Consider the following 15,904-nt stretch of genomic DNA (forward strand, 5'->3'; position numbering starts at 1 on the left):
ATCCGCTGATACCCACTCTACATAACAAACAGTAGTTATTCATGACGATCGATATTTATCGGCGGATGATCGTGGGGACGTACGGCAGTATATTTCAATAGATAATATTTCATGAAATTTGCACTTACAGGCTGTAGGTGCAATCAATCGATAGAAGTGACGTCATTCGCTTCTGGAGGCAAGGATGCAAGACCAAGTTACTGCTAAATATTCAGATCATCTGTGTATTCATCATCTATTCGAAGAACAGGTTGCACGCGATCCTGAGGCAACCGCACTGGTCTTTGAGAGCGAGGTGCTCAGCTATGGCGAACTCAACGTCAGGGCCAATCGGCTGGCGCATAGGCTGATCGCTTTGGGAGTCCGGCCTGATCAGCGGATAGCAATCTGTGTCGAGCGCTCTGCGGCCATGGTTGTTGGCCTGATGGCGATCCTGAAGGCCGGCGGCGCCTATGTGCCGCTCGATCCGGAGTATTCGGGCGAGCGACTGGTTTTCATTCTTGCCGATACGGCTCCGGCCCTGGTGCTGGCTGATGCGGCCGGGCGCCAAGCGCTCGGGGACGCTTTGCAGGCTCGTACCGTACTCGATCCCGATGAGGTCCATGCTGATGCTTTGACGGGGGCTGACGCCAACCCTGAACTTCCTGACCTTAGTCCCAGTAACCTCGCTTATATCATCTATACCTCGGGTTCAACCGGGCAGCCTAAAGGGGTCATGGTCGAGCACGTCCAAGTGGTACGTCTGTTCGATACGACACACGCCGCCTTTGGTTTTGCGGCCAGTGACGTTTGGGGCCTGTTCCACTCTTTTGCCTTCGACTTCTCGGTCTGGGAACTGTGGGGAGCCCTTCGTTATGGGGGCACGCTGGTGTTGGTTCCTCAGGCCACTACCCGTTCTCCGCTAGCGTTCTACCAGTTGATTTGTGAGCAAGGCATCACAGTCCTGAACCAGACCCCGAGCGCCTTTAACGCCTTGATGTCGTATATGAAACCGACATCGGACCGGCTGCGCTATGTCATCTTTGGCGGTGAGGCACTGCAGCCTTCGACCCTGCGCGACTGGTATGACATGCGTGGGGAATCTGCCCCGCAACTGGTCAACATGTATGGGATTACGGAAACCACGGTCCACGTCACCTATTACCCCCTGACTTCATCCGATGCGCAACAAGTCGGCAGCGTGATCGGTCAATGTCTGCCGGATTTGGATCTCTATCTTCTGGACGTACATGGCCAGCCTGTTCCGATAGGGGAAGTGGGTGAACTGTACGTAGGCGGTGCCGGTGTGGCACGCGGCTATCTGAACCGTCCCGAGCTGACGACAGAGCGTTTCCTGCACGACCCCTTTGCGGGGAAGGCTGGCGCGCGGATGTACAGGTCGGGGGATCTGGCCCATTACCTTCCGAACGGCAATCTGGCGTTTCTGGGGCGCAATGACGATCAGGTCAAGATCCGCGGCTTCCGGATCGAGCTGGGTGAGATTGCGGCCAAATTGGCCGAGCATCCCTCCATCCGCGAGGCCGTAGTGGTGGCGCAAGGCGAGGAGACCGACAAGCGCCTGGTTGCTTATGTTTTGGCTCAGTCTGACGTAGCGGGGAATGACGTCGCTCAGCACACGTCGGTTGCCTCTGAGGCCAGCTTAGCGCTGGCGGGAGCGCTGCGTGATTACCTGAGCAGCCGTTTACCCGACTACATGGTGCCGTCTGCCTTTGTGCGGATGGAACGCTTCCCCCTGACGGCTAATGGCAAGCTTGATCGCAAGGCGTTGCCTGTTCCGCAGGAGGACGCCTTTGCCCATGAGGCCTACGAGGCGCCGTTGGGCGAGATTGAGGTCATCCTGGCCGGGATCTGGTCAGAGCTGCTTGGGGTGGAACAAATCGGTCGCCATGATAACTTCTTCGCCCTCGGCGGCCATTCACTCATGGCCGTGCGTCTGGTCAGTCGCATAGCGGCCGTTGGGGCTGAAATACCTCTTGCAACCTTGTTCGCCTCTCCAACGCTCAAGGCTGTGGCATTGGCGATTGAGGCTGAACGCAAAACTGGCGCTGTAGCGCGCGCATCGATCAGGCCCCTCTCTAGCGACGAGTCCTTGCCGCTGTCTTTTGCTCAGCAGCGACTATGGTTTCTGGCACAACTCGACAGTGAAATCAGCGACGCCTATCACATCCCCCTAGCTCTGAGATTGCGTGGCCAATTGAACGTGACGTTCTTGCAGCAGGCCCTTGATGCACTGTGGTCCCGCCATGAGGCATTGCGCTCGGTCTTTGTCACCAAAAAGGGTGAGGTCGAAGTGCGTCTGCTCTCCTGCAACCAGGGTTTGCCATTGCGCCACATTGATCTCTGTGAGGGACCGATCAAGGGATCGGGCGCAGAGGTCGAGCTTGCAAGGCTTTGTACGGAAGAGGCTTGCGCCCCCTTTGATCTCGCTATAGGACCGCTGATCCGGGCTTGCCTAATCCGAGTGTCTGTCACCTCATCTGTAAATGAGCATGTTTTGCTACTCACCCAACATCACATCGTCTCGGATGGCTGGTCGCTCGGCATACTTTTGCCTGAGTTAAGTGCGCTGTACACGGCGTTTAGCAACCACGAGGCCAGTCCATTGCCGCCGCTGGCGATCCAATATCCGGACTATGCCGCCTGGCAGCGGCACTGGCTCTCGGGGGAGCGCTTGAATGAGCAGGCCGCTTACTGGAAGCAGGCACTGGCCGATGCGCCAACGCTGCTCGACCTGCCCACAGACCGGCGGCGTCCTGAACAGCAGTCCCTTGTGGGCGCGTCTGTGCCGATCCAACTCAATGCAGAGCTGACAATGGCCCTCAAGCGTTTCAGTCAGCAGCAGGGTGTGACGCTATTCATGACCGTGTTGTCGGCCTGGGCGGCAGTACTGTCACGCCTGTCGGGGCAGGAGGATATTGTGATCGGCGCGCCAAGTGCCAACCGGGGCCATTGCGACATCGAGCCGCTGATCGGTTTCTTCGTCAACACACTGGCGCTGCGGATTGATCTTGGCGACAACCCGAGCGTTGCCGACCTCATTGGGCGAGTGCGCGAACGGGCACTCAAGGCCCAGGATCATCAGGATCTGCCGTTCGAGCAGGTGGTGGAGATAACGCAGCCACCAAGACGGTTGAGCCATACACCACTGTTTCAGGTGGTGTTTGCCTGGCAAAACCATGATGCAGGCCAATGGGCCTTACCCGACCTTGAAGCCAGCCCGGTGGGTTCTACTTATGAGGTAGCCCGATTCGATCTGGAGCTGAACCTGGCCGAGGCGGACGATCGAATCGTGGGGGCTCTTGGCTATGCGACGTCGTTGTTTGACTCGGCCACGATCGAGCGCCACGTGGGTTACCTGAAGACTGTCCTTGCCGAGATGACCCGGGATGCCAGCCAGCCTGTCGCCCAAATAGACCTGCTTGATGAGTCTGAGCGCACCTTGTTGCTCAATACGTGGAACTCGATGGATGAATCCTGCCCAGCGCATCTGTGTATGCATCAGCTATTCGAGGAACAGGTTGCACGCAGTCCTGAGGCAACGGCACTGGTCTTTGAGGGCGATGTGCTCAGCTATGGCGAACTCAATGTCAGGGCCAATCGGCTGGCGCATCGGCTGATTGCTCTAGGCGTCAAGCCTGACCAGCGTGTGGCGATTTGTGTCGAGCGCTCTGCGGCCATGGTTATTGGCCTGATGGCGATCCTGAAGGCCGGCGGCGCCTATGTGCCGCTCGATCCGGAGTACTCGGGCGAGCGATTGGCTTTCATTCTTGGCGATACGGCGCCGGTTTTGGTGCTGGCTGATGCGGCCGGGCGCCAAGCGCTCGGGGACGCTTTGCAGGCTCGTACCGTACTCGATCCCCATGAGGCCCAAGCTGATGCTTTGACAGGGGCTGACGGCAACCCTGAACTTCCAGGCCTTACCCCCAATAACCTCGCTTATATCATCTACACCTCGGGTTCAACCGGGCAGCCGAAAGGGGTCATGATCGAGCACGCTCAGGTAGTGCGTCTGTTCGATACGACACACGCTGCCTTTGGTTTTGCGGCCAATGACGTTTGGTGCCTGTTCCACTCTTTTGCCTTCGATTTCTCGGTCTGGGAACTGTGGGGAGCCCTTCGTTATGGCGGCACGCTGGTGTTGGTTCCGCAGGCTATTACCCGTTCTCCGCAGGCGTTCTGCCAGTTGATTTGTGAGCAAGGCGTCACCGTCCTGAACCAGACCCCGAGCGCCTTTACCGCATTGATGGCGTATATGAAAACGACATCGGACCGGCTGCGCTATGTCATCTTTGGCGGTGAGGCACTGCAGCCGTCGATGCTGCGCGACTGGTATGGGGTGCGTGGCGAATCTGCCCCGCAACTGGTGAACATGTACGGGATCACGGAAACCACGGTCCACGTAACCTATTACCCCCTGACTTCATCCGACGCGCGACAAGACGACAGCGTGATCGGTAAGCGTCTGCCGGATTTGAATCTGTATCTTCTGGACGCGCATGGCCAGCCTGTTCCGATGGGGGCCGTGGGTGAAATGTACGTCGGCGGCGCCGGTGTGGCGCGTGGTTATTTGAACCGGCCCGAGCTGACAGCAGAGCGTTTCTTGAACGATCCCTTTGCCAGCAAACCTGAAGCGCGAATGTACAAAACAGGGGACCTGGCCCGTTACCTTCCGAACGGCAATCTGGCGTTTCTGGGGCGCAATGACGACCAGGTGAAGATCCGCGGCTTCCGGATCGAGCTGGGTGAGATTGCTGCGCGATTGACCAAGCATCCCTCTATCCGCGAGGCGGTGGTGGTGGCACAAGGCGAGGATGCCGACAAGCGCCTGGTTGCTTACGTGGTAGCGCAGCCCGAGGTTCAGGACACGCCGGTAGACTCTGACGCTGGCTTGGCGCTGGCGGGAGCGCTACGTGATTACCTGAGCAGCTGCTTACCCGACTACATGGTGCCTTCTGCCTTTGTACGCTTGGACAACTTACCGCTGACGGGTAATGGCAAGGTTGATAGGCGAGCATTGCCGGCTCCTGAGGGCGATGCCTTTGCTCATGAGGCCTACGAGGCGCCGTTGGGCGAATTAGAGGTCACCCTTGCAGGGATCTGGTCAGATCTGCTTGGCGTTGAACAAGTCGGTCGCCATGACAATTTCTTCGCCCTCGGCGGCCATTCACTGTTGGCTGTGCGGTTGATCGAGCGGTTGCGCCGCCAGGGCTTGAACCTTGCTGTGCGTGATCTGTTTCAGACACCGGTGTTATCGGTGCTGTCCAGCGCGCTTGGCCAACACCGCGAGGTGGTGGTGCCACCCAATCTGATCAAGCTCGAGACGTTCAGAATCACGCCCGACCTCCTGCCGTTGATAGATATCAGCCAATCGGACATCGACCTGATCGTTTCACAGGTACCTGGGGGGGCAGCCAACATCCAGGATATCTATGCGCTCTCACCCATGCAGGACGGCATCCTGTTCCACCACATGCTGGCAAAAGAAGGTGACCCTTATTTGCTGGTAGCCCAGATGGCCTTTGCTGATCGTGAAACATTGGAACGGTATCTTGGCGCCGTTCAACAGGTTGTAGACCGCCACGACATTTTGCGTACCGCCTTTTTTTGGGAAGGATTGTCTCGCGCCGCGCAAGTTGTCTGGCGACAGGCTCCACTCTCCGTCACTGATGTTGTTATCGATCCGGCAGACGGCCCCATTGCCGAACAGCTTTCCCGGCGCTTCGATTCATCTCGGCACCGAATTGACCTGACCCAGGCACCGGTGCTGCGCTTTATTGTTGCCCATGATCCTGTCGAAGGCCGCTTCATTCTGATGCAGCTGCAGCATCACTTGATTGACGATGCTTCTTCATTGCAGTTTTTTTATAACGAAGTGCAAGCCTTCCTTGCTGATCGCGGTGGGAAATTGCCATCGCCTCAGCCGTTCCGCAATCTGATCGGTCAAGTGCAGTTGGGCAAGAGCGTGGAAGAGCATGAATGTTTCTTCAAATCAATGCTGGCTGACATAGAAGAGCCGACGCTGCCATTTGGATTGGCGGAAGTGCATCTGGACGGTGCGAAAGTGGGACAGACCCACCGCATGGTTTCGGCCGAACTCAATGATCGGCTACGAGCGCAGGCTAAGCGATTGAATGTGAGTCTCGCAAGTCTGTGTCATGTCGCCTTTGCTCAGGTACTGGCACGCACCAGCGGTCAGGAAAAGATCGTGTTTGGTACGGTGCTGTTTGGGCGCATGCAAGCAGGCCATGGGTCAGATCGAGCCATGGGCATGTTCATCAACACGCTACCGATCCGATTTGACTCAGGCGGCATTGATACCGCTGGGAGCGTCCAACAGGCTCATGCTCGACTGGCTGAGTTGCTCGCCCATGAGCATGCCTCGCTGACACTGGCACAAAGGTGCAGTGGGGTGGCTACAGGTGCGCCACTGTTCAGCGCATTGCTCAACTATCGGCACAATGACCTGGCTGGTGAGGACAACATTGTCCAGACCATGAGGCAAATGCCAGGTGTCGAGTTCTTGAGTGAACAAGAACGGACCAACTATCCGTTCACATTGTCCGTGGAAGATTTCAGTCACTCATTGGGGTTAACGACCCAAGTGGTCACGCCGTTCGATTCCGCTCGCGTGTGTGGCTACATGGAACAGGCGCTGGAAAGTCTGGCGCAGACCTTGGAGCGCTCGCCGCACCATCCGGTTCGACAGCTGGCGATTCTGCCTGCGTCCGAGCGTACATTACTACTCAAGACGTGGAACGCGACGGATGCACTCTGCTCAGATCATTTGTGCATTCATCATTTATTCGAAGAGCAGGTTGCGCGCAGTCCAGAGGCCATGGCACTGATCGTTGAGGGAGAGGCGCTCAGTTATGGTGAGCTCAATGCCAGGGCAAACCGACTGGCACATCGGCTGATCGATCGAGGCGTCGGGCCAGACCAACGCGTGGCGATCTGTGTCGAGCGCTCGACGGCGATGGTCGTTGGCCTTATGGCGATCCTGAAGGCGGGCGGCGCTTATGTGCCGCTTGATCCGGCCTATCCCGGAAATCGACTGGCCTACATTCTGGCCGATACGGCTCCGGCCCTGGTGCTGGCCGATGCGGCCGGGCGCCAGGTGCTAGGTGAGGCGTTGCAGACCCATATCGTGCTTGATCCCAATGAAACACAGACGAGGATATTGACGGAGGATGATGTCAATTTCCAGGTTCCCGGCCTTACACCCCGCAACCTCGCTTATCTTATCTATACCTCGGGTTCAACCGGACAGCCCAAGGGTGTCATGATCGAACATCGTGGATTAATCGCATCGACACTGGCAAGAACCACGGTCTATAAACCGAGATCCGATGCCGTATTTTTACTGTTGTCATCGATGGCGTTTGACAGTTCCGTAGCAGGAATCTTCGGAACGTTAACCACCGGTGGTGCTTTGTGTTTACCAGGCAGCAACACAGTGGTAGATCCACAAACTATCAGCAGTCTTGTGATTGAAAACAGCGTCACGTCAGTGCTGCTTGTGCCGTCTCTGGCAAGATTGGTGCTGCCGCAAGTCGCCCAACTCGGATATGGACAACTGCGTCAGGTGATTGTCGCGGGTGAATTATGTCCTGCGAAGCTAGTCCAGGAAGTGACTTCAGCATTTACCAGTGTTGAATTATTCAATGAATATGGCCCGACTGAAGCGACAGTCTGGGCGGCGGTCCATCGCTGTTCCTCTGATGACGTTGATCCGGTTCCGATAGGCCGACCGATTTCAAACACACGCATTTACCTTCTTGACGCGCATGGCGAACCTGTTCCGTTGGGTGCAGTGGGTGAGATGTATATCGGGGGAATGGGGGTTGCGCGGGGATATCTGAACCTCGCCGAGCTGACGGCTGAGCGTTTCTTGCTCGATCCATTCGCCAGCAAGTCTGACGGGCGAATGTATAAGACGGGGGACCTGGCCCGTTATCTGCCGAACGGAAACCTGGTGTTTCTTGGCCGCAATGACGACCAGGTCAAAATCCGTGGCTTGCGGATTGAGCCGGGTGAAATTGCGGCCAGATTGACCGAGCATCCCTCCATCCACGAGGCGGTTGTGGAGGTGCAAGGCGTAGGCCCCGACAAGCGACTGGTCGCATATGTAGTGGCTCTTCCAGAGGTCACGGGAAATAATGCCTTTATATCCAAGGCAGACTCAGAGGCGGGTTTACCGCTTGCACGACGACTGCGTGATTATCTGAGTGTACGTTTACCCGACTACATGGTGCCATCTGCCTTTGTGCTGATTGAACGCTTGCCGCTGACCCCAAATGGCAAGCTTGATCGGCGGGCGCTGCCAGTCCCTGAGGGCGATGCCTTTGCCCGTGCGGCCTATGAGGCACCACAAAGTGAGACTGAGACGATCCTGGCAGCGCTTTTGGCAGGGTTACTCGGGGTTGAACAGGTCGGTCGCAATGACAACTTTTTCGCCCTAGGCGGCCATTCACTCATGGCCATCCAACTGATGCAAAAAGTCAGAAGTTATGGTTTGGAGTGTTCGCTGAGCGACATTTTTGAACATCCGCGATTGGCTAACCTTGCCTCTCAGATAGCACAGTTTCCTGTGTTCAATCCGCATACCGGGGCGATTACGGTGCGCGCTGGCGGGACTGAGCCTCCAGTCTTTTTTGTTCCCTCGGGACTGGCTGATTATTCATATGCTATTTCTCTGGCGCAACAAATCCGAGTGAGCTGTCCGATCCATGTATTGCCCTGGTCGGCCATTGGCGACCCTCTACCTCACTCAATGGAGGATATGGCCGAAAGAATGATACCGCTCATCAAGGCGATCCAGCCTGAAGGGCCTTATCGAATAGTGGGGTATTCTTCTGGAGGAATCCTCGCTTATGCCATCGCCCATGGGCTTATGTGCAAAGATGCCTGCATTGAGTTTTTAGGGTTTATTGACGTTCCTGCGCCGCATAAGTTGTTTTATAAAAATCAAGATATTAAGCAGTATTTTATTGAGCATGTTAAGGCGGTTGCTTCGGAGGCGGAGCGTCATGTATTCGATGCATTAAATGAGGGTGATGAGTTTGCTGAGCTGATTAAAAAAGCCCAAGATTTGGGTGGCTATGATTTAAATGCAGCCCCCTCACTGGAGACCGTCAAATGGCGAGCCATTTATCATTTTTCAAAAATCGCCGGTGCCTATAAACCATCACTATTGCCGATCAACCTCTATCATTTCTACGCGGCTGATCGTGAGCGCACCCATCTTCCGAAGGTTGATATGGTAGGCGGGTGGAGGGAGCTATTACCTGACTTAGCGATTAGTTCTGTTTCTATTCCAGGCAATCATGTGTCCGTGATGGAGGATGTTAGTAATCGCAAGCACTTGGCTGAAGCCTTAAATCGAGCGCTTTTGTAAGAGGTGATGATTGAGCGTAATGCTCATCTACCTGCAAGTGGAGCAGTTACACCTGTTGTAACTGCCTCACTTGCTTAAATGCACCTTTCAGTCACCGGTAAACCGCCCACAATATTTTGCGTCGCGTTTAGCACTCACCAGCGTCAAATTATAAACTGGAGAAATCATGGCAAATCCCTACCGGGAACTTCTCACAACCCCAGGCGTCATGGGGTTAGTGATCGCAAGCTCCATTGCCCGCCTGCCACAGGCAATGATCGGCATCGGCATCATTATCATGTTGGTGCAGCAGACGGGTCTTTATTGGCTGGCTGGCTCGGTCGCGGGTACCTTTACATTAGCCAATGCGCTTATCGGCCCACAAGTATCGAAACTCGTTGATCAGCGAGGTCAGAGTCGGGTTCTGCCCTTTGTGACTGCCTTCAGCATTGGTATGTTGCTGACGCTGATTATTGCTGTCTATATAAAAGCCCCCGCCATAGTGCTGTTTATTCTTGCGGCACTGGCGGGCACGATGCCAAGCATGCCCGCCATGATAAGAGCACGCTGGACACAGATTTTCCGTGGCAAGCCGCAATTACACACGGCCTTCTCCTTGGACACCGTTCTAACTGAGCTGGCGTTTATTATCGGTCCACCACTTGCCATTGGTTTGAGCACCAGTTTCTTCGCCGAAGCCGGACCTCTTGTTGCCGTCTTGTTGCTGGTCATCGGCGTGACGGCTTTTCTTCTGCAGCGGCAGACAGAACCCAAGGTGATCGTGGTCAGCAGAAGGCGCGCAGGCTCGACCTTGCTTATCCCTGGCCTTCGCACCATTGTTCTGGCGCTTTTAGCGATGGGAGTGATTGGTGGATCAATCGATGTGGCGGTTGTGGCCTTCGCCACTGCACAAGGCTGGCCAACGTCCGCAAGCTTCATCCTGGCAGCCTATGCGCTCGGCTCAATGATCGCTGGCCTGACGTTCGGCGCGTTAAGGATTTCCTTGCCGATTGAAAAGCAGTTCTTTGTTGGGGTATTGGTTACGGCAGTCACAGCCGTATTGCCCATTTTCTCACCGGACGTTTACATCCTTTCTGGGATGCTCTTTGTGGCAGGTATGTCATTTGCGCCAACTATGGTCGTCGTTATGAATCTCGGTACGATCATTGTTCCACCGTCCAGGATCACCGAAGGACTAACGTGGATGACAACAGGCATCAGCATCGGCGTAGCGATCGGCGGAGTACTTTCGGGCTTAATCATCGATGTCTATGGCGCGCAGGCAGGGTTCGGTGTAGCAATTGTCGCGGGACTCATGATGGTAGTGATCGTGCTTTTGGGATTGCGAACACTTCGTGCTACGTCAGCGACTTACGCCGAGCCGACCTTTCACTAATCAGCAACATGAGACAGCGTCTTTGGGTGACTGCTCGCGATGCCGTCATTACATACAACCGCGCACGCAATGCAGGTCGCCACGCGCCCCACGCTATGCCCATCAACATCAACTGCGCCGGCCAACCCCGCAGCGTAGCCCAGTTGCTCAGGTCATAGGTGCCGTAAGCCACTAATCCCAGTAACGCGCCCAGACGGGCGGCTCGCTGTCAGCAGTTCGCCGGCAACACCACGAACACCACGCAACCAAGGACATAAAGGAGATAGAAAAGGACTGCCGTGCCGGGGCCAGCAACGGTTGGTCGAGCATCAGCGAGCCGAGCAGCGCCCTATACGTCGGGGCCATCAGCACGCCGAGCCACAAGTCGTCGAGCACGAGAAACGCGAGCAACGTTGCGGAGTAAGCAATCAATGCTTTCTTCACGACACCCGACTTCAAATAAACCTGTGGAGCTGCCGCAGGCTGCGACCTTTTGATGTTAAAAAGATCAAAAAATCGCAGCCTGCGCAGCTCCTACGGGAGGGCGACGCGAGATCAGCTGAGTTCAATGCGATCAGCATGAATGACGATCTGGCCGTTCTTGTACAACGCACCTATGGCTTTTTTGAAGTTGCCTTTGCTGACGCCAAACATGCTGCTGATCACCGTCGGATCACTCTTGTCGCTGACCGGCAGGCTGCCGTTGTTTTCACGCAACTTGGCGAGAATCTTCGAGTTCAGGCTGGTGGCCGCTTCTTCACCCACCGGTTGCAGGCTCAAGCTGATTTTGCCGTCGGCACGGACTTCCTTGATAAAGCCCTTCTCTTCTTTACCGGCGCGCATGAACTTGAAGATTTCGTTCTTGTGAATCAGGCCCCAGTGCTTGTTGTTGATGATCGCCTTGAAGCCCATGTCCGTGGCTTCAGCCACCAGCAAGTCTACTTCCTGGCCCGGGGTGTAGTTGGCCGGAGTCTTGTCCAGGTAGCGGTCCAGACGCGCCGTCGCGGTGATGCGGCGGGTGTGCTTGTCGAGGTAGACGTGCACCACGCAATACTCGCCAGCGGTCATCTGACGCTTCTCTTCGGAGTACGGCAGCAACAGATCCTTCGGCAGGCCCCAATCCAGGAATACACCGATGCTGTTGACCTCAACGACTTTCAAACTGGCAAATTCACCGACTTGAACTTTCGGCTTTTCGGTAGTTGCGATGAGTTTGTCATCGCTGTCCAGATAAATAAAAACGTTGAGCCAATCTTCATCTTCGCTGGGAATATCTTTGGGAATATAACGATTAGGCAGAAGGATTTCGCCATCCGCGCCACCGTCCAGATATAAACCGAAGTTAGTGTGTTTAACCACTTGCAAACTGTTGTAACGCCCAATTAAAGCCATTTCCAATACCCTCATTGCGTGGGCGGCATTCTACCCGGTTTTACGGGCGGTGTTTGGCGGCCAGCCCGGTGGCGGCAGAAATTCCTCTGAACACCTTCATTTTCCTGGGTTTTGTCAGCGAGCTCGCGGCCGCTCGTCAGACCGATCTGGCAACATTGGCCAGCACCTGTCGAACCGAATGGGTTTTTCCACAGGCAATGTTCTTATTTAAAACAGCAGCTTAGCCGGACAACTCGGACAATTACCGGTGAATGATCAAGCACCACCTCCGGTTATTTCAGGAGGATATTTACCAAGCAATTGTCAAGTATTTCCTGTACGATGCCTGGCCAAGTTAATTTTCTACAGGTTAATGGCCGCCATGCGTGTAAAAGCATCCAACAGCAAAGCAAAGCCAGCTCCAGCCGTTGAAACCAGCGAATCGATCAACAACCAGATTGCTGCGTTCCTCAAGTCCGGCGGCGAAATCCAGCAAATTGCCAAAGGCGTCAGCGGCCAGACATTCGGCCCGTCCAAGCAGATTACACTCGGCAAGAAGTAACACCCTGCTTTAACTGGTCCCAAAGCGCTTTGAGCTTCGAAGCGCTTGGACTGGAACCTTCCCTGCAACACCTCGCCAACACATCAATATTTCAAAAATCGACGAACGGCCTTCGATGCCGAGCATTCGCCGGTATGCTTGCACCCGTCTAGATCAAGCGTTTCAGTAGGTTTACGGTTCCTGCTGCGCGCTGCTCATGGAATGACGCATGCTCAAGCCCTCACTCATATTGCTCGGCACCTTGCTGTCGTGTTCTGCCCAAGCGCAAATCTTCCAGCGTGAACTGGGTGACTTCGATCTCAAACTCGGCACCACTCCCAGCCGCAGCATGGCTCAGGGATTGGTCAAACCTGCCAGCACCGGTTCGTTCCACGGCGGGCTCGACCTGAGCCACGACAGTGGATTCTATGTGGGCCAATGGTCACCGAGCGCCGGGTTGAGTCCGGGGAACAACCTGGAAGTCGATTCCTACATGGGCTTCAAACAACCTTTCGATCATACTCTTGGCTACGAAGTCGGCATGATCCGCTACAGCTATCCGAAAGTGGACACCCTCGACAGCCAGGAGCTTTTCGGTGGCCTGACCGTGCTCGGCAGCCGTTTCGGCGCAGCCTTCAGCAACGACCCGGACAAACAGAACAGCACCGTGTTCGCCGACCTCGGCGGCAATCAACCGTTTGGCATCGGGATCAGCCTGAAGTACACCACGCACCAGCTCAATACACCGGTGTCCGTCGACGGGGGATATGTCGCGAGTTTTACCGATTGGTCGGTGCAACTCTCGCGACCGTTCATGGGTATCGACCTGGACCTGATCTACAGCGATTCCAACTTAAGCGGCAGCGACTGCTCGGCTTATTCCGGGCATAACAGCCAGTGCGACGGTCTGGTGACACTCAAGGCTGAACGCGCGTTTTACTGATTGGCTGAACTGCCGGGTTCATCCAGCGCTCAAATGAGAACCTACGCTTTCGCAAGGGCTCGCCCATGACGCGCTGGTTGCAGCATTTCGCCGTTCTCATCGCGATGAGCGTCGTCCTCTGCGCGTGCAGCCGTATAGGTCTGGCCTACCGCAATCTCGACGTGCTCATTCCTTGGGCGCTCAGCGACTATCTGGACATGAACAGCGAGCAGAAAGGCTGGTTTAACGAACGCCTCAAAGAGCACCTGAGCTGGCATTGCAGAACGCAGTTGCCGGACTATCTCGACTGGCTGGATCGCTTGCGGCTCATGGTCGAAACCAACCAGGTCACTGACGCCGAGCTGCAAGCCCGTACACAAGAAGCCAAACAGGCTATCGCCCAGACTGCCCGGGAGATCACGCCGTCCGCCATTGAGTTGTTAAAGGGGCTGGACGACAAGCAAGTCGCGGAAATGAACGACGCCTTCGCCAAGGACCTGCGCAAACACCAGGAGGAATACCTCAAACCGCCTCTCGCCCAACAGATCAAGGAGCGTGGCGAGCGCATGGAAAAACGCCTGAATGACTGGCTCGGACCGCTTAACGCCACCCAACAACAACGGGTCGTTTCGTGGTCGCACGCGTTGGGTGATCAGAATCAGCAGTGGATCGCCAACCGCGCCCATTGGCAGAAGCAGTTCAGTGAGGCGGTAGCGCAGCGCCAGAGCCCTGAATTCCCACAGCGAATAGAAACACTTTTGGTGAATCGCGAAAGTTTATGGACACCGGCCTACCGCCAGGCCTACGCCAATACTGAAGCCCAGGCGCGCGGGTTGCTGGTGGATTTGATGGCCGAGAGTACGCCGACTCAGCGCCAGCGGTTGTTGAAGAAGATTGATGGGGTGAGGAAGGACTTCAGCGATTTGAAGTGTCTGAAGACAACGAAACAAAGTTAACCCCAACACAAGTCAATGTGGGAGCGCCGCACCGTCGCTCCCACATTGGAAATGGGTCGTCTTCAGGCAATCTGCGCGTTGGACGCTATTCTTTCAAACGTTGCCTCATCCAGCGGATCTTCCTGCTCATCCAGCACCTGCCGCGGATGGTCATTACCCGGAATGCAGCTGTCGAGCAGGCTCAACAAACACGAGCCGCGCATCGTCAAAATGTAGTTCGAGCCATTACCGCCCTGGTCTTCCGGACGAGGCTCGATATAACCTCGCAGCAACAGTAACTTTTCGTACTCGCCGGCCACCGTTTTCAGGTGATCGAGGTTTTCAATCTGCTCTCCCGCCGCCGATTTCTCTGCTGCGTACTGTTCGGCATAGGGGCGTGGTGTGAAGTTGTGACCGGCGCTGTTCTGGGCTTCGTGCAACAGGCGTTCAATCAAATCCCAGTTATAAGTCGTCATCCTATTCAACCTCCAAAGCGAGAGTGAGATGTCCCTATTAGTTGTGACCGGCGCCAGGTGCAGCCGTTCAGCTGAGCTTTAAACGTGTACCGACCGGCGGCATGTCGAATTGAGCGTAGGCCAAACGACTAATCTGTGTAGGTCACCTCCCAGCATTCCGCAGGAGAAATCACCATGAAGATTCAGAGTCATGCCGTCGTATCCCGGGAAGAATGGCTCACCGCGCGCCGCCGGCATCTGGCCCACGAAAAAGCCTTCACCAGGGAGCGGGACAAACTCAGCGCTGAACGCCGCGCCCTGCCCTGGGTGAAAATCGACAAGGACTATCGCTTCCAGGGCCCCCAGGGCGAACTTAAACTCGCCGATCTGTTCGGCGGCCGTAGCCAGTTAGTCATCTATCACTTCATGTTCGGCGAAGGCTGGGACGAAGGCTGCTCCGGTTGCTCGTTCCTGTCCGACCACGTCGACGGCGCCAACCAACATTTGGCCCACCACGACGTGGCAGTGGTGGCGGTTTCCCACGCACCGTTCGCCGAATTTCAGCCCTTCAAACGACGCATGGGCTGGAAATTCGACTGGGTATCGTCAGACGGTAGCGATTTCAACTATGACTTCGGTGTCTCGGCCCGAGCCGAAGAAGTCGCCGCCGGAACGGCCACTTACAACTACGAAAAATCCGATGGTGCCGAAGAAGAACTCCCCGGCCTCAGCGTGTTTTATCGCAATGACGCCGGCGAAATCTTCCACACCTACTCTACCTATGCCCGAGGCCTGGACCTGCTGGTCGGCGCCTACAACTACCTCGACCTCACACCCAAGGGGCGTAATGAACAAGAAATCATGGAATGGGTACGGCATCATGATCGGTATGAAGACAAGGAACCGGCCAGTGGCTGTCACTCATAGGAATC

Annotated in this window: 8 protein-coding genes and 1 pseudogene; 6 read left to right on the top strand and 3 right to left on the bottom strand. The window is 55.8% G+C overall.

Going from position 1 to position 15,904, the window contains the following annotated elements; translation table 11 throughout:
• Positions 1-184: 184 nt before the first annotated feature.
• The gene (locus ACM6IR_RS08630; protein ID WP_414907322.1) at positions 185-9,394 is read left to right on the top strand and encodes an amino acid adenylation domain-containing protein; all 9,210 of its coding nucleotides are present in this window, start codon (positions 185-187) and stop codon (positions 9,392-9,394) included.
• A 166-nt stretch (positions 9,395-9,560) separates the two neighbouring features.
• Entirely contained in the window at positions 9,561-10,769 is a 1,209-nt protein-coding gene (locus ACM6IR_RS08635) for an MFS transporter (protein WP_414907323.1), read from the top strand.
• On the opposite strand, the pseudogene ACM6IR_RS08640 reads toward ACM6IR_RS08635, so the two are convergent.
• Positions 10,732-11,192: pseudogene (locus ACM6IR_RS08640) on the bottom strand (DUF2177 family protein). The gene ACM6IR_RS08635 and the pseudogene ACM6IR_RS08640 overlap by 38 nt on opposite strands.
• A 111-nt stretch (positions 11,193-11,303) precedes the next feature.
• The gene (locus tag ACM6IR_RS08645; RefSeq protein ID WP_414907324.1) at positions 11,304-12,140 is read right to left on the bottom strand and encodes a S1 RNA-binding domain-containing protein; all 837 of its coding nucleotides are present in this window, start codon (positions 12,138-12,140) and stop codon (positions 11,304-11,306) included.
• A gap of 352 nt (positions 12,141-12,492) precedes the next feature.
• On the opposite strand from ACM6IR_RS08645, the gene ACM6IR_RS08650 reads away from it, so the two are divergent.
• The 3 genes from ACM6IR_RS08650 to ACM6IR_RS08660 all read left to right on the top strand — a co-directional run bounded on the left by ACM6IR_RS08650 (position 12,493) and on the right by ACM6IR_RS08660 (position 14,538).
• Positions 12,493-12,681: a hypothetical protein gene (locus tag ACM6IR_RS08650; RefSeq protein WP_017337097.1), complete on the top strand. Its 189-nt coding sequence runs from the start codon at positions 12,493-12,495 to the stop codon at positions 12,679-12,681.
• Between the two features lie 208 nt (positions 12,682-12,889).
• Positions 12,890-13,603 carry a TorF family putative porin gene (locus ACM6IR_RS08655; protein WP_414907325.1) on the top strand — a complete coding sequence of 238 codons (714 nt, stop codon included), beginning with the start codon at positions 12,890-12,892 and terminating at the stop codon, positions 13,601-13,603.
• A gap of 65 nt (positions 13,604-13,668) precedes the next feature.
• A complete protein-coding gene (locus tag ACM6IR_RS08660) occupies positions 13,669-14,538 on the top strand; it encodes a DUF6279 family lipoprotein (RefSeq protein ID WP_414907326.1) in 870 nt (289 codons plus the stop codon).
• 62 nt (positions 14,539-14,600) lie between these two features.
• Here ACM6IR_RS08660 and ACM6IR_RS08665 read toward each other — a convergent pair whose 3' ends face one another.
• Positions 14,601-14,993 (bottom strand): transcriptional regulator, encoded by a 393-nt coding sequence (locus tag ACM6IR_RS08665; RefSeq protein ID WP_414907327.1) that lies wholly within the window; start codon positions 14,991-14,993, stop codon positions 14,601-14,603.
• A gap of 174 nt (positions 14,994-15,167) precedes the next feature.
• On the opposite strand from ACM6IR_RS08665, the gene ACM6IR_RS08670 reads away from it, so the two are divergent.
• Entirely contained in the window at positions 15,168-15,899 is a 732-nt protein-coding gene (locus ACM6IR_RS08670) for a DUF899 domain-containing protein (protein WP_414907328.1), read from the top strand.
• Positions 15,900-15,904 lie beyond the last annotated feature (5 nt).

The organism is Pseudomonas sp. IT-P253 (assembly GCF_949768125.1).
Lineage (GTDB): Bacteria > Pseudomonadota > Gammaproteobacteria > Pseudomonadales > Pseudomonadaceae > Aquipseudomonas.